Origin of the sequence: Maridesulfovibrio zosterae DSM 11974 (assembly GCF_000425265.1) — a bacterium.
Taxonomy (GTDB): domain Bacteria; phylum Desulfobacterota; class Desulfovibrionia; order Desulfovibrionales; family Desulfovibrionaceae; genus Maridesulfovibrio; species Maridesulfovibrio zosterae.
Map to the genome: position 1 here is coordinate 956,754 of NZ_KE384342.1, position 19,341 is coordinate 976,094.

The window sequence follows — 19,341 nt, forward strand, 5'->3', positions numbered from 1 at the left end:
TTTATAAATTTTAGCTACATGTTGTGATAGCGCTGCAGGCACTGCACATCAAGTCCCTTACCGCGTTGCTCCTTGATTGCCAAACTCATGGCATGAGCACCCGCGACAGTCGTCGTATATGCTAACCCGTATAGCAAGGCAGTCTGTCTGATTTCTTTCGAGTCAGTAACTGTCTGCTTACCGGATGGCGTGTTAATTAATAAGTCGATATCGTTATTCTTAATAAAGTCAACGACATGCGGTCTTCCTTCATTCACCTTAAGAATTTTTTCAGTTTTAATGCCTTTTTCATTAAGAAAATCAGCAGTTCCACCTGTTGCCAGAATCCTGAAGCCAAGTTCCTGAAAGTTTTCCGCTGTGGGCAGAACGGCATCTTTATCCCTGTCTTTTACAGAGATAAACACTGTTCCCTCAAGTGGCAACTTAATTCCTGCTCCAAGCTGTGCTTTCATGAAGGCCAGTCCGGGAGTGTAGTCCATACCCATGACTTCGCCTGTAGAGCGCATTTCAGGTCCGAGCATTACATCAACGTTAGGGAATTTATTGAAAGGGAAAACCGCTTCTTTAACAGAATAAAATCCTTCTTTACGCATGGACCAAGGGTCGAGATCTTTGAGTTTCTCGCCCAGCATCACTTTAGTTGCCATCTTGGCAAGCTGGATTCCAGTGGCCTTACTAACAAAAGGAACGGTCCTTGAAGCTCTGGGATTAACCTCGATGATGTAAACAACATCATCTTTAACAGCAAACTGAATATTCATAAGACCGACAATATCAAGTTCTTCAGCCAGAGCTATAGTTTGCCGTTCAATTTCTTTTACGATTTCATCACTCAGAGTATGCGGAGGAAGTACACAAGCGGAGTCACCGGAATGAATTCCAGCTTCCTCGATATGCTCCATAACTCCTGCAACATAAGTCTGCTCACCATCAGAAAGAGCATCAACATCAACTTCAACCGCATTCTCAAGAAATTTATCAATGAGAATTGGATGCTCAGGTGACAGAACCGCAGCTTCACGGAAATAGGTATCAAATTCTTCATCGCTGTATACGATATCCATACCACGACCGCCAAGAACGTATGAAGGCCTTAGCACCAGAGGATAACCGAGGCTTTTGGCAATTGTCTGCGCGTCATCAAGCGACATTGCAGTACCGTTCTCAGGCTGTTTGAGATCCAGTTTTTCAAGCAGTGCCTGAAATCTTTCCCTGTCTTCCGCACGGTCAATTGAATCAGGAGAAGTTCCGAGAATGGGAACTCCTGCCTTGAGGAGCGGAATTGCAAGGTTAAGCGGAGTCTGACCACCGAACTGTACAATTACACCTTCAGGTTTTTCAAACTCAATAATATTAAGCACATCTTCATAAGTAAGAGGCTCAAAGTAAAGTCTGTCTGAAGTATCATAGTCAGTCGATACTGTTTCAGGGTTGGAGTTAACCATGATGGACTGAACACCCATTTCATTCAGTGCAAATGAAGAGTGGCAGCAGCAGTAGTCAAACTCAATTCCCTGTCCGATCCTGTTAGGTCCGCCGCCAAGAATCATTACCTTACGGTCAGCCATTGCAGCAGCTTCCTGACCTGATTCGTATGTGGAATAAAAATATGGTGTATATGCTTCAAACTCTGCAGCACAGGTATCCACCAGATAATATGTGGGGATCAATCCGAGATCTTTTCTGAAATTCCGGACATTCTCCTCAGTTTCTCTCCACATGGATGCTAATTGCGGATCAGAGTAGCCATATTCTTTGGCCTTTTTAAGCATGACAGGAACCTGTGCATCGCCTGAATACATACCAACTTCGAGAGTAAACTTCTTAAGTTCATTCTCAAAAGTGATCAAATCTTCAAACTGATGCAGGTACCAAGGGTCGATTCTTGTTAGATCAAAAATCTCTTCAAGGGTCATGCCGCAAAGAAAAGCTTCGCGTACAGCAAAGATACGCTTGGAATTAGGCTTACGCAAAAGTCCGGTCAGAACTTCGCGGTCATAATCACATTTATCAAATTTCTTACCGAAGCCTGGCATTCCAACTTCAAGAGAACGCAAACCTTTCTGTAGGCATTCTTTAAATGTACGGCCGATTGCCATGGTTTCACCGACACTCTTCATGGCGGTGGTGAGGTAATCTTCAGCTCCGGGGAATTTTTCGAAAGTAAATCTTGGGATCTTGATTACGCAGTAGTCAATGGTAGGTTCAAAAGAAGCCATTGTCTCGCGGGTAATATCGTTAGGAATTTCATCAAGAGTATAACCCACTGCCAGTTTGGCTGCAATTTTAGCAATCGGAAATCCTGTTGCTTTGGAAGCCAGAGCAGAAGAACGGGAAACACGGGGGTTCATCTCAATAATTGCAAGCTCACCATTTGCAGGATTCACTGCAAACTGAACATTGGACCCGCCGGTTTCAACACCGATTTCGCGCATAATAGCAAGAGAAGCGTCTCTCATAGCCTGATATTCAACATCAGTCAGGGTCTGAGCAGGAGCAACAGTAATTGAGTCTCCGGTATGAACACCCATTGCATCGATGTTTTCAATAGAACAGATAATTACGCAGTTATCCTTGCGGTCACGCATAACTTCAAGTTCATATTCTTTCCAGCCGAGGATAGACTCCTCAAGCATGACTTCACTTTGCAGACTTGCAGCAATCCCATTCATGGCGATTTCTTCAAGATCTTCCATATTATAAGCAACGCCGCCGCCAGTTCCGCCAAGAGTAAATGCAGGACGGATAATAATGGGAAAACTGATTTCCTTTCCACAGCGACGAACATCATCAATATTGCGGGCAATTCTGCTGGTAGGAACTTTAAGACCTATTTTGTCCATAGCTGCGCGGAAAAGTTCACGACTTTCAGCCTTCTCAATAACATCTACAGATGCACCGATAAGCTCAACGTTGAATTTTTCCAGCACACCCATCTCCGCCACAGCAAGAGCTGTGTTCAGAGCTGTCTGACCGCCAAGAGTAGGCAGAAGAGCATCCGGTCTTTCCTTCTCAATAATTTTAGCAATTGTGCCCGGTTCAATGGGCTCGATGTAGGTTCGATCCGCGAGGTGCGGATCAGTCATAATTGTAGCAGGATTCGAGTTTACGAGAATTACCTCGTAACCTTCTTCTTTAAGAGCTTTAAGAGCCTGAGTCCCGGAATAGTCGAACTCACAGGCTTGACCGATGACAATCGGCCCGGAGCCGATGAGCATAATTTTCTTGATATCAGTGCGTTTAGGCATGAACTCCACCCAAATAATGGTTTGAGATATTGGCTTTGCTGTCCTGTTCAATAAATAATACAGACTGAAGCCTGTGTAGGACTTGTGAAGAGACAACGAGTCATAAATTATTATTTAAAGATGAGCAAGTACTGTCTTGCCCATTCAAATTAATAATTAATACTGTCCCTCCATTGACAATCATCAAAATTGAATTTAAATATCAATTGCAATGAACGCACTAGCAAATACAACTAAACCAAGAGCACTCTGTTGCTACGGCAACGGAGTTACAGTCCGTGTCACCAGTCTTGAAGGTGAAAAATGCTGTAAGAGCAGGATGTTAGCTCTTGGGATCATTCCTGGAACCATTGTAAATATCCTTAACAGTTGCGGCAGAATGACCATACAGGTTCGCTCTTCTCAGTTTGCAATAGGATGTGAGATGGCGAAAAAGATTATGGCTATCCCCGTATGTGACTGCTGCGAGTGCGTCGATTCATAAAATTATACACATAAGCTTAAATTAATAAACCCTATTAAGAGATTTTAACATGGATTCAAATTTCAAATGGAGATCCATAGAAATCCTTGCTAACGACACCACACGAACATCTCTTCATCTTCTTGAGATGAAAAAACTTCACGACCGCTTACAAAGTACTTTCGGAGTCTGGTCCAGCACTCAGGACACTGTTGCCACACTGAACTCTCTCAAAAATTATAAAGAATTTATCGAGCGCACTGAGGGGAGAATAGTCAACATCGTTATAAACGGTGCAGACGTCCCTTACGATCTCCCCAAAAAGACAAAAGCATAACTCCCGCCGTCCTTACCTCTTTATATAAAGTAAGCTTCTGTTTGCTAATGGCTCTCTCTTCTGGCATTTTCATTTCTATGAGTGATACCAAACAAAATGAATTAAGAATCGAAAATCTTGAAATGGCTCTGGCACTTCAGGATCAGACTGTTGAAGAATTGAATAAATTCATCATTGCCCAGCAAAAACAAATTTCTGATCTTGAAAAAAAGGTTGAAATTATGATGCGCCACATGAAAGAACTAAGAGAATCTGTGGCACACGAGTCACCCTCTGATGATGTTCCTCCTCCACATTATGGGCAAGTTTAATTATTATAAAATGAACCAAGCTGCTATTTCCCCAGCAAAGCTCTATGGACTGCCATGCCATGAATAAAATAGATGTGCTTATCAATGCATATGGTAAACCATATCAAACAGCCCTTTCACTTCTTTCTCTTAATAAACACAGTGGGAAATGGATTGATAAAATATGGTTCGTTCGGGATCGGCCCGAAGAGACAAAAGAATACGGGAAGCAATTTATCTTACAACTGCTTCCCAATATTATTCTTTATGAACCTACAGACTGGCGCTGGATTAATCACATTGATGAAAAAATGCTGACTGATACAGATTACCGTCATTCTATCCGTTATCAGTATGGTTGGGAAAAAACAGATAAAGACCACGTACTTACCATTCACAATGATGTATACTTTACAGGTGATGCTGTAAGCATCCTTTTCAGTGCACTAGGTGACCACATCGCTGCAGGAGAAATAGGTTTATGCTGCCAGTGTCCTGCATTTCATCACAAAAAATGTTCACCGGAAAAATATCTTGAGTACCGCCCGACACTCAAAGAATTCCTAATCATGGCTAAAGATCCGCAAGGATATATACCCACTGACGTTACAAATTACATGGTTTGTCCCAGTCTGCGCAAGCAGCCCTGGCCTTTGCCTTCATGCAGGGTAAATGAATGGTGTGCATTGGTTGATCTAAAAAAAGCAAGACCAATCACGTCTCCCTTCGGCCCGGCCAGACCATTTGGAGCTCATGTCTTCGATGGTATCATGGGAGAACGTGAAGAAAACGAGCCATGGGTGGAATTTAAGAATAATTTGGGAATTGTCTTTGATACAGCTATGGCATGGTTCCGAGATGTCCATAGACTCGGCCATACATGTGCTCATCAAGATCTAAAAAGTATTACCCAACACTGGAGTGGGCACAAAGCATTGTTTAATATGGAGCTGTATAAAATAAACGAAGAACGCGCCAAGAATATCCTTGAAAAAGAATTCAACCTTAAATTTTCTTGATAATCGCCGATAAAATCAAAATACACTGATCATATCTTGTACATGACCATAAAAAAGGCAGCCCATCTGGACTGCCTTTTTTTAATTACTTATAAATCAGCTGTCTATGATACTTTACAACCATTTCCAACAGGTGCAGTAACAGTCATAAGCTGCATTTCTTCACCATTGCGAACGGCTAAAATCATGCCTTGTGAAGTTTCACCACGGAGCTTGCGAGGCTTAAGGTTTACAACAACGATAACCTGACGACCTTCAAGTTCTTCTGGTTTGAAAAATTCAGCAAGCCCGGCAACAACCTGACGTGGTTCTTCATCACCAGTATCAATTTTTACCAGCAAAAGTTTATCTGCGTCAGGATGCTTTGCAACAGAAAGTACTGTTCCAACACGCATATCCACTTTCTGAAAATCAGGAAACTCAATTACACCGGGAATCTCAGTCTGAGCTTCTGCTGATTTCTTTTTGGACGCTTTAGATTCTTTCTTTTTCTTAGGTGCAGTTTCCTTTTTGTCGAGTTCAACTCGGGGAAACAGGTTAGACTTGCTGGCTACTTCAGTACCGTGTTCAAGAAGTCCCCAAACATCAATTTCACCCTGCAGGTTAACCTTTTCAGGAATAAATTTAATACCCAGCTGTGCCAGCATCTGTTCACTTGCTTCCGGCATGACAGGCCAGAGATGTACAGCTATTTTACGCATATTTTCAAGCAACACATACATTACTGTACCAAGTCGGGACATGTTTTCTTCTTTAAAGAGAGTCCACGGCTGAGTTGTATCAATATACTTATTAAGCCCGCGTACAAGCTCCCATAGCCCTTCAAGGCCACGTGAAAACTTGGCTTCAAGGAAATTATTTTGAAAATCAGCCATAGCTTTACGGCCAATATTTTTAATATCGCAATCTTCATCGCCTTCTTCACCGGGGGCGGGAACAAGACCGTTGAAATACTTATGGGTCATAGACAAAGTACGACTGAATAGATTGCCCAGATCATTGGCAAGATCAGCATTAAGACGGCCGACCAGAGCATCTTCAGAAAAACTTGAATCATTACCGAAAACCATTTCACGCAACAAAAAGTATCTGAAAGCGTTTACACCGTACTTATCAGCCATTTCAAGCGGTGATACTACGTTTCCAAGAGATTTTGACATCTTAGTATCTTTAATAAGCCAATAACCATGCACGTTAAGGTGCTGGTATGGTTCAATTTCAGCAGCTTTCAGCATGGTAGGCCAAAAGACAGCATGAGGCTTGAGGATATCTTTTGCCACGAGATGGTTAGCACTGGGCCAGAACTTTTTATATTTCTCACCTTCAGGATAATCAAGAGCTGTAATATAGTTGATAAGAGCATCAAACCATACATAAGTCACAAAATTTTCATCAAAAGGAAGTTCAATGCCCCACTCAAGGCGGGTCTTAGGACGGGAGATGCAAAGATCTTCAAGAGCACCGGACTTAAGCAGACTCAGTACTTCATTACGGTATCTTTCAGGACGGATAAAATCTGGATTGGTATTAATATGACCAATGAGCCAATCCTGATATTTGGACATTTTGAAAAAATAGTTCTTTTCGGCAATATATTTAGGAACAGTTTCATGCTGAGGGCATTTACCATCCACCAGTTCTTTTTCAGTATAGAATCTTTCACATCCGAAGCAGTAATGACCACCGTATTCACCAAAATAGATGTCACCTTTATCGTAAACTTTCTGCAAAACTTCCTGAACACATTTAATATGCCGCTCTTCAGTTGTTCTGATAAAGTCATCATTTTCAATCTGCAAACCGGGCCACAATTCGCTGAACATTGAGCTGATTTCATCAACGTATTCACGTGGTGTCTGTCCGCCCTTTTCGGCAGCCTGCACGATTTTATCACCGTGCTCGTCTGTTCCGGTGAGAAAGAAAGTTTCATCTCCCAACAGCTTATGAAACCGATTCATGGAATCAGCAAGAATTGTTGTATAAGCATGCCCTAAATGAGGTTTGGCATTAACATAATAAATGGGAGTTGTAATAAAAAACGAATCCAAAATCGGTGTCTCCTGTTATGGTGATAACAATCGAAATTTTCAGATTTTAATCTCAGTAAATAATTTCAGCTGACAAATAAAAATCCGAATCTATACGGCATTAAAAATCCGGCAGCCGGGTGAGAATAGTGATATTTTCATCCGGCCGCAAGATTGTGTGCGCTACATGCAATGAGCCCTATAGCGGACAACTCGAAGATTAGCAAATTTTACTTGCTCTTAGGTCCTGAAGGCTTTTTCCGGCGTCTACGTCTTGAAGGACGACGCCCCTTTGAAGAAGGTTTTTTATCCAAATTACCAGAGGATTCATTCTTCTCAATAGCCCCTGCATTTGCATCAGTAGCAGGTCCACTCTGAATATCTGTATGTTGCGGACTACCTTTCGGCTTTATTGGACGTTTCTTACGTTCCGCCCCGGAACGATCAGGTCTGGACTTATTTAATTTAGGTCGGTCTGACCTGGAACGTACCGAATCCGAACGTTTCTGATTGCCACGCTCAGGTGTAGAGCTATCCATCTGTCCGGAACTGGATATACCTGATCCATCTAAAGGAGTATTATCTTCAGGGCTAGATGTCCCGGCAACACCGGGCTTTAAATGCCTAGGCCTGGGACTGCTTTCTTTATCAGCAGAAATAAGGCTCTGTTTTGCCCTTTTGAAATCTGTACTAGACTCATTTGGTAAATCCGCACGAGAACGATTAGTTCCCCCACTTTCTGTAGAAGGCTGACGTAATACATCTGGCCAGTCATCAAGAGAAATTTCGATTTCATCACCCTTTTCAGGAGCCACAGTCAGAGCATTACTGAAAAAATTTGTTCTGGTGACACGAACACTTCCATGAATTGTGTTATACCGTTTACCTATTTTAGGACATTTTTTGTGGAACTGCTCATAATTTTCCTGCTCAAAAGACAGACAGCATAAAAGACGACCACAAATACCGGAAATTTTGGTAGGATTCAAAAATAAATTCTGCTCCTTAGCCATCCGAATTGTCACCGGCATAAATTTACGCATAAATCTTCGGCAGCAACAAATCTGTCCACAGTTACCAATGGCTCCCAACATCTGGGTTTCATGGCGGACACCGATCTGACGCAATTCAATGCGTGTACGATATTCTTTAACTAAATCCTTAACCAATTCGCGAAAATCAATTCTTCCCGGAGCTGTAAAATAAAAAATTATCTTGCTTCGATCAAAAAAGACCTCAACATCAACAAGCTTCATCTCCAGCTTTTGCTGGTCGATACAGTTCTTGCAGAATTTATGAGCTGCACGGGCCAACTCTCTATTTTCGGCATCGGCAGTAAGGTCTTCTTCACCGGCAAGGCGATAGATAGTTTTGACAGAATCCTCGGTCACATCTTCCGGCAGATCCTGCTGTACAACAGAAACCCTGCCAAGCCCCATGCCCTGCTCAGTCTTAACAAGAACAGAATGACCTTCTCGCACCACAAAAGGACCGGACGAGAAATAATATATCTGCCCGAAATCATTAAACTTAACACCTAAAATTTGAGACATTATTAAAAACCTTATATAAAACCGTCATTATCTGACGGATAAAAACTTGATATGAAGCCAACACAATAGACCACTTCCAGATGAACTTCAATTGTGTTTTTAAGCTCTAATCACTTTGAATAATACAATATATAATATTTAGCAAAAAAAATCCGCAGCAACTGCTGCGGATTTACTAAGCTTTTATCAGCACAAACATTTTTCAAATACTAAAAAAATAAAATTTATAAAAATCACTGAAAATCTTTATTCCAGATTAAAACCTAAATTATTAAGCTCCTTAAGAAGCTTATTTTCTTCAATCGGCTTAACCAGATAAGAAGTTGCACCACCGAGAAAAAAGGCATCATGAGTTTCCTTGCGGTCATCAAGCATAGTTGTAACGATAACCTTCACGCCACTATCGCCTTCTACGCTGAAATCTTTCTCTATAGAGCGCATCTCACGCAGTGCCTGTTGACCATCCATCTCCGGCATCACGAGATCCAGACAAACAAGATCGTAAGCTTTGCCGTCCTCAAGCCCCCTTTTAAAGGCAAAAACAGCTTCTTCCCCGTTAACGGCAATGTCACACTGTGCATATGGTTTCATGATCTCATGCAACATATTGCGGCAGTAAAAATCATCATCTACAATCAGCACTCGCATGCAGTCAGACCTCCGTATGTATTTACACAACTAAATATACAACCTACTCAGGAGCAGAGTCTCACTTTTGTATACTAAAATCAAGTTATTCAGTTCAGACTAAAAATAAAATATTTCCTATCATTTTTATTCATACGAAAGCTATTATTGTCAAACCAAATATTAAAAATGTGACCATTATTCGAAGTCGTATAAAGCTTGATTTTTCTATGAGCCAATTCAGACTGTACTTTTTTTGAGACAAAATTGAAACGATTTAAAAATCCACAAGCGGCAAGTGCAATTCGAGGATTAACTTCACTGTATAAATCAGTGGAAAAAGATCCGGCACTTCCGTGATGAGGAAGAATAAGTACATCAGATGAAAGATCCATCCCGCTTGCAAGGAGTGAATCTAACCCCCGTTTACCCAAATCACCTGCGATAGTTGCCAATGGTTTTCCATTCCATAACAAGCGCAAATAAAGTGAGCGATCATTCTTGCTGCCTTTAAAATTCTTTGAGGGATGCAGCACTTCCATGACCAACCCATCCTCCAACTCAACTATATCACCACAAGACAACTCTTGCGGCTTTATATCGTTTTCTAAAAATGCGTTCTTAAACCTTTCACCTATTTTTCCAGACGGAATATCTCCATTGGAATAAAAATTACCCACAGAAAATTTTTCGAGCAAAAAAGCCAGCCCACCAGCATGATCGCGATCACCGTGGGTCATAAAAATATTATCCACACGCGGCAGATGCCCACTGCACAGCCATGGTCCAACAATAGAACGCCCCATATCAAAGCTATTTCCAAATCCGCCGCCGCCATCAACAACAGTGCGTGATCCCTGCGGGCCGGTAACAACTATGCATTGAGACTGCCCGGTATCAAGAAGATCCAGCCGAACTCCATTAGTTTCAGCCTGACCGTAAACCCTGACACAGATTAACACCAGTATGGGTAAAATAAAAAAAACAGCAACTTTAATTTTTCGATTGATAATGAAAAAAATCAGACCGACAATTAAATAGTAAACTAATAAATCTTCCCATAAGGGCCGGTAAAAAGCATATTCTAGTAAACATCCAGCTTCTAATGTTAAACGCACAATAGAAATCAATCCCTCAAAACATGAGGCCCCTGCTCCGAATAAAATTTTTGAAAAATAAGGACTGACATATGATGTGACCAGCCCCCCCATACCACATACAGGCATAATAAAAATACCAAGCAAAGGAATAAAAATGACATTAAAAAGAAGATTTGGAGTGAGAACACCGAAGTTCCAGACTAAAACAGGAAGCAGAAAAATGTTCGCACAAAGACTTACGTATAAAATGCCCAGCAGGAATTTGAAAAGCTTGATTACAAAATTTCTGCCATGAGGGAGCAAACCCCTGAACAATGGATAAAATAAAGCAATACCTGCTACAGCTAAAACAGAAAGCTGAAAACCAAGGTCGAAGATACTTAACGGGGCAAAGACAAGAATTATTCCCACAGCTAGAAACAAACCGTCCAGTAGCACTCTGCCTCTATCCATAAGTAATAAAATCCCCCAGAATCCAAACATACAAGTCGCCCTCAGCAGCGAAGGCGTGAATTGTCCAAGCCAGAGATAAAAAAGTACAGGGGGAATGGAAAACAATACTCCGAGTTTCAGCCGTGGAATTTTCAAGTAGATTGAAGGGGCAAAAAGACCAATCAGCCACGCCAGCCCAAAGCCGATGGAAACAATAAAGCCGACATGCAATCCAGACAATGCCAGTACGTGTGAGACTCCAGCCCGGCGAATAAACTCAACAGTATCGTTGGAAAGATAAAATCTATCTCCGGTAAGAAGAGCAGGAAACATTGCCCCGCCCTGTGTAGGAGGAGCATTCTGCAATATATGCGTGAGAAGTGAAGTGCGGATTTTCTGTAAAGAATCAGGCTGATAATGCCTAAGGCCGACTCCCTTGAGTGGACCTCTGCTATACGTTCTATAAAAAATATTTTTAGTAAGGTTGTAGAAATCGTAATCCCATAAGCCATCATTTTTGAAACCATGGACAGGTTTAATCCGCCCGTAAAGAAAAACTTTCTGACCGACAAAGGGGGTACGGTCAGGCTTATCCCAGGTCCAGTTTAAATACCCGTTCAGCTGCATCAGTCCGGAGGTTGAATTGCAGACCACATTTTTTAATAAAATTTTGTATCTGTTTCCCGGAACACCCCGCACACTTTCTATTTCACCAGAAAAATCAACCTTCTTACGTTCAGACATCCATTCAGGCATGGCTACGGATCGCTCAGGCATGGAATATCCGGCGTACCAGTTTCCTATACCGAACAGAAAAACCAGCAAAACAATAGTGCCCTTCTCCAGCCGAAAAATTATAAGGATAAAAATATAGAGTAAAAAAGCAATAAATGCGGGAAGCATCCACTTTATGGAAAGTAGACCTAAAACAAAAGCCGGAATCAGCTTTTGCCATAAAAACAGGCCCGCCAAAACGGGCCTGTCTGTAATTACTGAATAATCATCAGGAGAATTCATAATCAGCTAATTTGCCGATTACTCTTTTTCCCGCCAGATTCGAGCACCTACGGCTGAAAGTTTATCTTCCAGTTTTTCATACCCTCTGTCGAGATGATAGATACGCTGCACATCAGTACGTCCGGATGCGGCAAGTCCTGCGACAACAAGTGATGCACTTGCACGCAGATCAGAAGCCATCACAGGTGCTCCGGTAAGTCTTTCAACTCCGCGAACCATCGCAGTACGGCCTTTAAGTTTGATATCTGCTCCCATGCGCATAAGTTCCTGCACATGCATGAAACGATTTTCAAAAATTTTCTCTTCAATGGTTCCAGCACCGTCAGCCAGACACATAAGGGTCATAAGCTGAGCCTGCATGTCAGTTGGAAAACCCGGAAATGGCTGAGTAGTGATATCAACACCGATCAGATTACCGTTTTTACGGCGCACCCTTACTCCGCCTTCTTCCTCTTGCATAAAGACGCCCATCTGTTCCAGCTTGTAAACTACGGAGTCCAGTTCCAGAAAAGGACAATCTTCAATAAGAAGATCACCGTCTGTCATTGCAGCGGCAACCATATATGTTCCGGCCTCAATGCGGTCCGGCATAATTTTGTAATCACAACCGTGCAGTGAGGAAACGCCCTCAACCTTAATAAGACTGGTTCCATGTCCGGTTATTTTAGCACCGCAGGCATTTAGAAAATTTGCAAGGTCCACAACTTCAGGTTCGCGAGCAGCGTTTTCGATAATAGAATCACCCTCAGCAATCGAAGCAGCCATAAGCACATTCTCTGTTCCACCCACAGTTGGAAAATCAAAATGGATATGTGCCCCTTTTAATTTATCGCAGCGTCCATGAATGTAACCTGAATCAAGATCAAAAGTTGCCCCCATCTGCTCAAATGCAGTTAGATGCAGATCAACGGGCCTTGCGCCGATAGCACAACCACCGGGGAGAGCTACCTTAGCTTCACCTTTAAGAGCCAGCAGAGGCCCCAGGCAGAGCACTGAAGCACGCATTGTTTTTACCAGATCATAAGGGGCCTCAACTTTGAGATCACAAACAGTGCTGGTAACGTTGTTTCCGTCAAATGAAGTTTCACAACCGAGAATATCAAGAAGTTTAAGAGTGGTATGAATATCTCTTAAGCGTGGTACATTTGTAAGATTGACCTGTCCCTGAGGCAGAATACATGCAAGAAGAATCGGCAGAGCCGCATTTTTAGAACCGCTGACTCTGATGGGACCATGAAGAGGAACTCCACCCTCAATAACTAATTTATCCATTTTTATTCCTTATTTTAATGAATAGATGCTATACACTCAGACAGGTAATTTAGCCTCATCGGCTGGTGGAAAATAAACTCCTTTAAAATCGCCTGACTGTTTTAATAATATTTTATGTAAAATGTTCGTTGCATATTCTGGCTGAATAGTGAACACGGCAAATAAATTATTTTTCGTCTAAGCGCAAAGCAAGAATTTCATATAAATTTCGTTTTTCATACTTGAATGGATCCTTTATGCTCTATTTTTCATTTTTTTTCAAAAACTTCTTGACCATATAGCCGTGCTTGTTTAAACACACTTCTCACACGCGGTGGGTGTAGCTCAGTTGGTAGAGCACTTGGTTGTGGCCCAAGTGGCCGAGGGTTCAAGTCCCTTCACTCACCCCATATTTCCACAATAGATCAGTAAACTCTGATCACTTTTTTGCGGTGGGTGTAGCTCAGTTGGTAGAGCACTTGGTTGTGGCCCAAGTGGCCGAGGGTTCAAGTCCCTTCACTCACCCCATAAAAAAAGATCAAAGGACCGGATTTTCATCCGGTCCTTTTTTTTTGCTTTTTAAAAACATCAGGTTGAAATAATCAGCTTATCCCTTTTCTTTGAGGCCTAAACCATTACTTCATAAAAAGATGATTATGATTTTGCTAGGCTGAGCTTACAAATGGATAAAGAAAGAAATATAATCCAAGAAATCCAATAATTACGCCCGCTACTTTCCGGAACAGAAATCCGCCTCGTTGCCAATTAGAATTAGCAAGAAGCTTCTTGACCATGGCTGCTGATCCACCAGCCACAACGATAGGTATGCAGTGCCCGATACCGAAAAGTACAATGAAAATGACACCGGTAATAATATTCTTCTGTATAGTGATGATAGCCAGAATGGGAGCTATAAAACCAAAAGTACATGAACCGGAAAGCACTCCATAGGCAAGCCCGAGGATAAATGCTCCGGACTTGCCTTTTACTTTCAATTTGCCCATCAGCCCGCCGGACATGGAACACCGTGCTATGCCGAGCATATCCAAAGCGACCCAAATAAGTATCAGTCCCACCACAATGGTCCAATAAGGACCTACATCACCAAGCATGCGTCCGAGCAATGAGCAGATCAGGCCAATCACAGCGATAGTAATAAACAGCCCTGTAGTAAAAAGGACCGCATACATCGTCGCCAGTCTACCTTCGATGACTTTCTCCTGGCCGGCAACATATCCTACAATAAGAGGAATGGATGCCAGGTGACAGGGACTGAACAACACGCTGACCATACCCCATAAAAAGCATCCCAAAGCGCCGACCAGCACTCCTCCAGTCATCCATTGGTTAATGATGATGAAAACCTGATCCATGAACTACCGCACGCCCAGACGCTGCAGAACTTTAACAACAGATTGTTTGTCCATAAAGCCTTCATGCCTGTACTGTTCTTTTCCCTGTGCATCATAGAAGATCTGGGTGGGAATCGCTCTGATTCCAAATTGCTGCGGGACATTGGAGTTCTCCCACACATCAATAAATACGATAGCCGCCCTGCCTTCATACTCAACAGAAAGTTCCTTGATAACAGGAGCCATCATTTTGCATGGAATGCATTTATGGGCTCCCAGATCAATCATAGTGACTGTTCCTTTTACAGGAACTTCCTGAGGAGCTCCGGAAATTAAATCTGCGGCAGATGTTGAACTGGCAAAAGAATCGACCGTTCCGAATACAAAACTCAAGCTAACCGACATTGTCACAACGCAAAGCAGCAATACAACAAAATTATGCTTAACCACTATTCTGCTCCGATAATATTGTTCACTTCAGACACAACAAGTTTAATATTTTCAGGAATAACTGCAGGAGCCCCTTTATACATGTGAAAGAACCTCTGAATTAAAGATTATTTAATCCAGCTTATTACGTCTTTCTTACTAGGCACTTTTCCCATTACTTTAACTTCGCCATCAACGGCCACTGCCGGAGTTGAGAATACTCCGAATGAAGCTATTTCCTTAAAATCAGAAACCTTGATAACTTCGGCGTCTACGCCAGATTCAGCAACAGCTTCTTTTACAATTTTTTCCACTTGTTCACATTTGGAGCATCCAGGGCCCATTACTTGAATTTTCATTGTTTTCTCCTTGAGAATCAGTTTAGATGATTGCGTTGAACAGATAGCCGACAAACAAAATGCCGCATCCGACAACTCCGATGAATATTGAAATTAAGCGAGGTTTAAGTACCTTTCGCAGAATAACCATTTCAGGAAAAGATAATGCTATAACACTCATCATAAAGGCCAGAACTGTACCAAGTGCAGCTCCTTTGCCAAGCAGTGCTTCGACAATTGGAATAACCCCGGCTGCGTTCGTATACATGGGAATGCCTATCACTACCGAAAAAGGTACAGACCACCAGGAAGAGTTGCCCATAATACTGGCCAGATACCCTTCGGGCACGTAACCATGAATGCCAGCACCAACGGCAATACCGATGACAACGTATTTCCAGACCCGCCCCACAATGTCCTTCACGGAATCAAGGGCATATTCAAAGCGCTGCTGCCATGTCATCTTCTGATCGCTTAATCCGCTTTCCCCTGCGCGAATTTCCATGACCCAGTCTTCTACATATTTCTCAAGCTTCATTTGTCCCATAACCCATCCTGCGACGACGGCCACGCTGATACCTGTTACGAAATACAAAGCTGCAATCTTCCACCCGAGCAAGCCATATAAAAGAACAAGGGCTATTTCGTTTACCATTGGTGCAGAAATGAGAAAAGAAAAGGTCACGCCGAGGGGAACCCCAGCTGTCATGAATCCTATAAACAGCGGTACCGCCGAACAGGAACAAAACGGAGTAACAACACCTAGCAGTGCTGCAAGGACATTACCAACTGATTCCTTCTTTCCGGCAAGGACGCGGCGTGTCCAATCAACCGTCACAAACGATCTAAGAATGCCTACGAAAAAAACGACAATCAACAGGAGCATGAGAACCTTCGGAGTGTCGTACACAAAAAACTGTACGGCAGAGCCAAGATGGCTATCAGCTGACAACCCTAAGATTGAGTAACTAAACCATTCTGAAAAACTTAGAAGCTGGCTGTATATTGCATACCAGATTCCTACACAGACGGCACCAATCAGGATCATTTTAGCAATCCCTGATTGTACTCCTTTGCCATAGTCTTCCGGCTCTTTTTTGCATGAACATTTTGTGGTATTTGTTCCGTCATCTATCATAGCTACTCCATTTGGCGATTTCGCCAATTGTTCAGGAAAATTTTTTTATTTATTGTTCGCTGCAACAACTGATTCTATGCAATGAAAAAAATTCAAAATACATGGAACCTTAAGTCTATAGTACGCTTGTTTTCCCCGCCTTTCATCTTCAACTATGCCAGCATCCTTTAATATCCGCAGATGTTTGGAGACTGTTGAGATATCATGACCGACAAGTTCAGTCAGTTCGCACACACATTTTTCGCCATGAGACAAAGAATCAACCATCATCAACCTTGACGGGTGAGCCATGGCTTTCATTATCTTGGCTCTAGCCTCATAATGACACAGAGGCTTCATCACATTTATTGATTTCATTATATCTCTTCCTTTCATTTGGCTATTACGCCAAACGTTTTATGTTGTCAAATCCTAATCAACATAAATATACACCATTCTGTTCATTCGAGATACCTATATCAAATTATAATGGGATAATTTATGCAGACAAACCAAACATGAGAAAATGAAATAATCCGCCTCGTTTAAATCAATTTCATACACCCTCTTGATTTTAAGAATGAATGAACACAAATAAACGACATAAAAAAACCGGATTCAAAATGAATCCGGTTTTCAAAGTTATATTTTAAAAGTTATTTTAATTCATTGATATCAATACCAAGAGCATCGGCAACACCCTTACCATAAGCAGGATCGGCTTTGAAACAATTTCCGACATGCCTCTTCTTGATTTCCATGGGAGCATCCCCCATAGCACGGGCAGTATTATCAAAAAGCACCTGCTTCTGCTGAGCATTCATCAGATTGAACAACAACCCCGGCTGGGTGTAATAATCATCATCTTCGCGATGATCCCAATGATCTGCTGCCCCTTCGATATCAAGAGGCGGTTCAGAGAAATCAGGTTGTTCTTCCCATTCACCATAACTATTTGGTTCATAAGCAAGAGTACTGCCGTAATTACCATCAACACGCATAGCTCCGTCACGACTATAGCCGTGCACAGGGCAGCGGGCTGCATTAACTGGAATAAGGTGATGGTTAACCCCAAGACGGTAACGCTGAGCATCTCCGTAAGAGAACAAGCGGCCCTGAAGCATTTTATCCGGTGAAAAACTTATACCGGGAACGATGCTTGCGGGATTGAAAGCAGACTGTTCCACTTCAGCAAAATAGTTTTCAGGATTACGATTGAGTTCAAACTCACCGACTTCAATAAGTGGATAATCTCCACGATACCACACCTTAGTCAGATCAAACGGGTTGTGCTTATAAGTTGCAGCATCCTTTTCAGGCATAATCTGGACAGACATCTTCCAGCGTGGGAAATCCTTATTTTCGATTGAATCATAAAGATCGCGCTGATGACTTTCGCGGCACATACCAACTGTCTTCATTGCTTCTTCATCAGTAAGATTCTCAATTCCCTGCTGCGTGTGGAAATGAAACTTCACCCAGAAACGTTCATTTTCAGCATTGATAAAACTGAAAGTATGGCTTCCGAATCCATGCATGTGGCGATAGCTCTTTGGAATACCACGGTCACTCATAGTAATAGTCACCTGATGCAATGCTTCAGGCAGTGAAGTCCAGAAATCCCAGTTATTTTTTGCACTGCGCAGATTTGTTCTTGGGTCACGCTTTACAGCATGGTTAAGGTCAGGGAATTTCAGAGGATCACGCAAAAAAAAGACCGGAGTATTATTACCGACGAGATCCCAGTTTCCCTGCTCAGTATAGAACTTCATAGCAAAACCACGAATATCACGCTCAGCATCAGCTGCTCCACGCTCCCCTGCTACAGTGGAGAAACGCACAAACATTTCTGTTTTCTTACCTATCTCCGAGAAAAGAGCTGCTTTTGTATATTTGGTAATATCGTGAGTTACTGTGAATGTTCCGTATGCACCGGACCCTTTGGCATGCATCCGCCGCTCAGGTATGACCTCACGGTCAAAATTAGCAAGTTTCTCAAGAAACCATACATCCTGTAAAAGCATCGGTCCTCTGGGTCCGGCAGTCATAGCATTCTGATTATCAGGAACCGGCGCGCCGAAATTGGTTGTTAATTTTTTTTTAGCCATTTTAAACTCCTTTTTAAATGATCTTAAGAATTTTTCGATGGGTCATGGATAAATTCAACATAATCAAAGACAATTATGAATAAACATTATTTACAGATAATGATTATCCATTACCAACGCAAGCTCTATTAGCTTTATTATCCCAATAAGATCAAAAAAGTAAGCTTAATTTCGACAGGCTGGGCATAAACCGTAAATATCGAATCTATGTCCCTGAATTTTAAACCCTGATTCTGCAGTCATCTTATTAATAAATTCATCAAAATTTTCCATATCAGAATCTATTACAGCGCCGCATTGGGTGCAGACGAGATGTGGGTGTGGATAAGGTTTACGACCATCAAAACGGCTTCCTTCATCTCCGAATTCAAGTTCCAGAATTTCACCTGAATCCTTAAGCAATTTGATAGTCTTGTATACAGTTGCAAGGCTGGTTGTAGGAAAATCGCGTTTAATTTCAGCATATACCTTTTCTACGCTGGGATGTGAATCATCCTCAACAATAGCAGAGATTATGGCAATCCTTTGCGGAGTAAGACGATTACCCTGCCCACTCAAAACTTCCAGTATATGATTTAAACGCTTCTTCGTATCCATAATACACCTATATCTTATAAATAATCATTATCCACA

17 protein-coding genes and 2 tRNA genes are annotated in these 19,341 nt (G+C 42.1%); 6 read left to right on the forward strand and 13 right to left on the reverse strand.

The genetic code is table 11. The features are described 5' to 3' along the window. Positions 1-14: 14 nt before the first annotated feature. Positions 15-3,248 carry a carbamoyl-phosphate synthase large subunit gene (gene carB / locus H589_RS0116020; RefSeq protein WP_027722963.1) on the reverse strand — a complete coding sequence of 1,078 codons (3,234 nt, stop codon included), beginning with the start codon at positions 3,246-3,248 and terminating at the stop codon, positions 15-17. Positions 3,249-3,459: 211 nt separating this feature from the next. Here carB and H589_RS19970 point away from each other — a divergent pair, with 211 nt between their 5' ends. The 4 genes from H589_RS19970 (at position 3,460) to H589_RS0116035 (ending at position 5,357) form a co-directional block, all read left to right on the forward strand. Next, complete coding sequence (locus tag H589_RS19970; protein ID WP_035076219.1) at positions 3,460-3,732, forward strand: FeoA family protein; 273 nt, start codon at positions 3,460-3,462, stop codon at positions 3,730-3,732. Between the two features lie 49 nt (positions 3,733-3,781). Further along, the gene (locus H589_RS0116025) at positions 3,782-4,048 is read left to right on the forward strand and encodes a hypothetical protein (RefSeq protein ID WP_027722964.1); all 267 of its coding nucleotides are present in this window, start codon (positions 3,782-3,784) and stop codon (positions 4,046-4,048) included. Positions 4,049-4,125: 77 nt separating this feature from the next. Continuing rightward, positions 4,126-4,359 (forward strand): SlyX family protein, encoded by a 234-nt coding sequence (locus H589_RS0116030; protein WP_027722965.1) that lies wholly within the window; start codon positions 4,126-4,128, stop codon positions 4,357-4,359. A 59-nt stretch (positions 4,360-4,418) separates the two neighbouring features. Next, positions 4,419-5,357, forward strand: a complete 939-nt coding sequence (locus tag H589_RS0116035) for a hypothetical protein (protein ID WP_027722966.1) — start codon at positions 4,419-4,421, stop codon at positions 5,355-5,357. A gap of 104 nt (positions 5,358-5,461) precedes the next feature. On the opposite strand, the gene metG is transcribed toward H589_RS0116035, so the two are convergent. The 5 genes from metG to murA form a co-directional block, all read right to left on the reverse strand. Further along, positions 5,462-7,405, reverse strand: coding sequence for a methionine--tRNA ligase (gene metG / locus H589_RS0116040; protein WP_027722967.1), 1,944 nt, complete (start codon positions 7,403-7,405; stop codon positions 5,462-5,464). A gap of 209 nt (positions 7,406-7,614) precedes the next feature. After that, complete coding sequence (locus H589_RS0116045; protein ID WP_027722968.1) at positions 7,615-8,937, reverse strand: PSP1 domain-containing protein; 1,323 nt, start codon at positions 8,935-8,937, stop codon at positions 7,615-7,617. Between the two features lie 246 nt (positions 8,938-9,183). Further along, the gene (locus H589_RS0116050) at positions 9,184-9,585 is read right to left on the reverse strand and encodes a response regulator (protein ID WP_027722969.1); all 402 of its coding nucleotides are present in this window, start codon (positions 9,583-9,585) and stop codon (positions 9,184-9,186) included. Between the two features lie 89 nt (positions 9,586-9,674). Next, positions 9,675-12,113 (reverse strand): DNA internalization-related competence protein ComEC/Rec2, encoded by a 2,439-nt coding sequence (locus H589_RS0116055; RefSeq protein ID WP_027722970.1) that lies wholly within the window; start codon positions 12,111-12,113, stop codon positions 9,675-9,677. Between the two features lie 18 nt (positions 12,114-12,131). Next, positions 12,132-13,385 (reverse strand): UDP-N-acetylglucosamine 1-carboxyvinyltransferase, encoded by a 1,254-nt coding sequence (gene murA / locus H589_RS0116060; protein WP_027722971.1) that lies wholly within the window; start codon positions 13,383-13,385, stop codon positions 12,132-12,134. A gap of 313 nt (positions 13,386-13,698) precedes the next feature. On the opposite strand from murA, the gene H589_RS0116065 reads away from it, so the two are divergent. Continuing rightward, positions 13,699-13,774: transfer RNA gene (locus H589_RS0116065), tRNA-His, on the forward strand. Positions 13,775-13,816: 42 nt separating this feature from the next. Then, positions 13,817-13,892: transfer RNA gene (locus tag H589_RS0116070), tRNA-His, on the forward strand. 137 nt (positions 13,893-14,029) lie between these two features. Here the strand turns inward: H589_RS0116070 and H589_RS0116075 are convergent. The 7 genes from H589_RS0116075 to H589_RS0116110 form a co-directional block, all read right to left on the reverse strand. Then, the gene (locus H589_RS0116075) at positions 14,030-14,737 is read right to left on the reverse strand and encodes a cytochrome c biogenesis CcdA family protein (protein WP_027722972.1); all 708 of its coding nucleotides are present in this window, start codon (positions 14,735-14,737) and stop codon (positions 14,030-14,032) included. 3 nt (positions 14,738-14,740) lie between these two features. After that, the gene (locus tag H589_RS0116080; protein WP_027722973.1) at positions 14,741-15,121 is read right to left on the reverse strand and encodes a thioredoxin family protein; all 381 of its coding nucleotides are present in this window, start codon (positions 15,119-15,121) and stop codon (positions 14,741-14,743) included. Between the two features lie 152 nt (positions 15,122-15,273). Further along, positions 15,274-15,504 carry a thioredoxin family protein gene (locus tag H589_RS0116090; protein ID WP_027722974.1) on the reverse strand — a complete coding sequence of 77 codons (231 nt, stop codon included), beginning with the start codon at positions 15,502-15,504 and terminating at the stop codon, positions 15,274-15,276. 22 nt (positions 15,505-15,526) lie between these two features. Beyond that, positions 15,527-16,621, reverse strand: a complete 1,095-nt coding sequence (locus H589_RS0116095; RefSeq protein ID WP_027722975.1) for a permease — start codon at positions 16,619-16,621, stop codon at positions 15,527-15,529. 45 nt (positions 16,622-16,666) lie between these two features. After that, the gene (locus H589_RS0116100) at positions 16,667-16,978 is read right to left on the reverse strand and encodes an ArsR/SmtB family transcription factor (RefSeq protein ID WP_211225347.1); all 312 of its coding nucleotides are present in this window, start codon (positions 16,976-16,978) and stop codon (positions 16,667-16,669) included. Between the two features lie 278 nt (positions 16,979-17,256). Beyond that, complete coding sequence (locus tag H589_RS0116105) at positions 17,257-18,708, reverse strand: catalase (RefSeq protein ID WP_027722977.1); 1,452 nt, start codon at positions 18,706-18,708, stop codon at positions 17,257-17,259. Positions 18,709-18,873: 165 nt separating this feature from the next. After that, entirely contained in the window at positions 18,874-19,305 is a 432-nt protein-coding gene (locus H589_RS0116110; protein WP_035076225.1) for a Fur family transcriptional regulator, read from the reverse strand. Positions 19,306-19,341 lie beyond the last annotated feature (36 nt).

Bases quoted from the DNA above. Each gene is read 5' to 3' on its own strand.
- H589_RS0116090 (WP_027722974.1), bottom strand. From the start codon at position 15,504: ATGAAAATTCAAGTAATGGGCCCTGGATGCTCCAAATGTGAACAAGTG.
- H589_RS0116100 (WP_211225347.1), bottom strand. From the start codon at position 16,978: ATGAAATCAATAAATGTGATGAAGCCTCTGTGTCATTATGAGGCTAGA.
- murA (WP_027722971.1), bottom strand. From the start codon at position 13,385: ATGGATAAATTAGTTATTGAGGGTGGAGTTCCTCTTCATGGTCCCATC.
- H589_RS0116080 (WP_027722973.1), bottom strand. From the start codon at position 15,121: ATGTCGGTTAGCTTGAGTTTTGTATTCGGAACGGTCGATTCTTTTGCC.
- H589_RS19970 (WP_035076219.1), top strand. From the start codon at position 3,460: ATGAACGCACTAGCAAATACAACTAAACCAAGAGCACTCTGTTGCTAC.
- H589_RS0116105 (WP_027722977.1), bottom strand. From the start codon at position 18,708: ATGGCTAAAAAAAAATTAACAACCAATTTCGGCGCGCCGGTTCCTGAT.
- H589_RS0116055 (WP_027722970.1), bottom strand. From the start codon at position 12,113: ATGAATTCTCCTGATGATTATTCAGTAATTACAGACAGGCCCGTTTTG.
- H589_RS0116030 (WP_027722965.1), top strand. From the start codon at position 4,126: ATGAGTGATACCAAACAAAATGAATTAAGAATCGAAAATCTTGAAATG.
- carB (WP_027722963.1), bottom strand. From the start codon at position 3,248: ATGCCTAAACGCACTGATATCAAGAAAATTATGCTCATCGGCTCCGGG.
- H589_RS0116025 (WP_027722964.1), top strand. From the start codon at position 3,782: ATGGATTCAAATTTCAAATGGAGATCCATAGAAATCCTTGCTAACGAC.
- H589_RS0116095 (WP_027722975.1), bottom strand. From the start codon at position 16,621: ATGATAGATGACGGAACAAATACCACAAAATGTTCATGCAAAAAAGAG.
- H589_RS0116110 (WP_035076225.1), bottom strand. From the start codon at position 19,305: ATGGATACGAAGAAGCGTTTAAATCATATACTGGAAGTTTTGAGTGGG.
- H589_RS0116075 (WP_027722972.1), bottom strand. From the start codon at position 14,737: ATGGATCAGGTTTTCATCATCATTAACCAATGGATGACTGGAGGAGTG.
- H589_RS0116050 (WP_027722969.1), bottom strand. From the start codon at position 9,585: ATGCGAGTGCTGATTGTAGATGATGATTTTTACTGCCGCAATATGTTG.
- H589_RS0116045 (WP_027722968.1), bottom strand. From the start codon at position 8,937: ATGTCTCAAATTTTAGGTGTTAAGTTTAATGATTTCGGGCAGATATAT.
- H589_RS0116035 (WP_027722966.1), top strand. From the start codon at position 4,419: ATGAATAAAATAGATGTGCTTATCAATGCATATGGTAAACCATATCAA.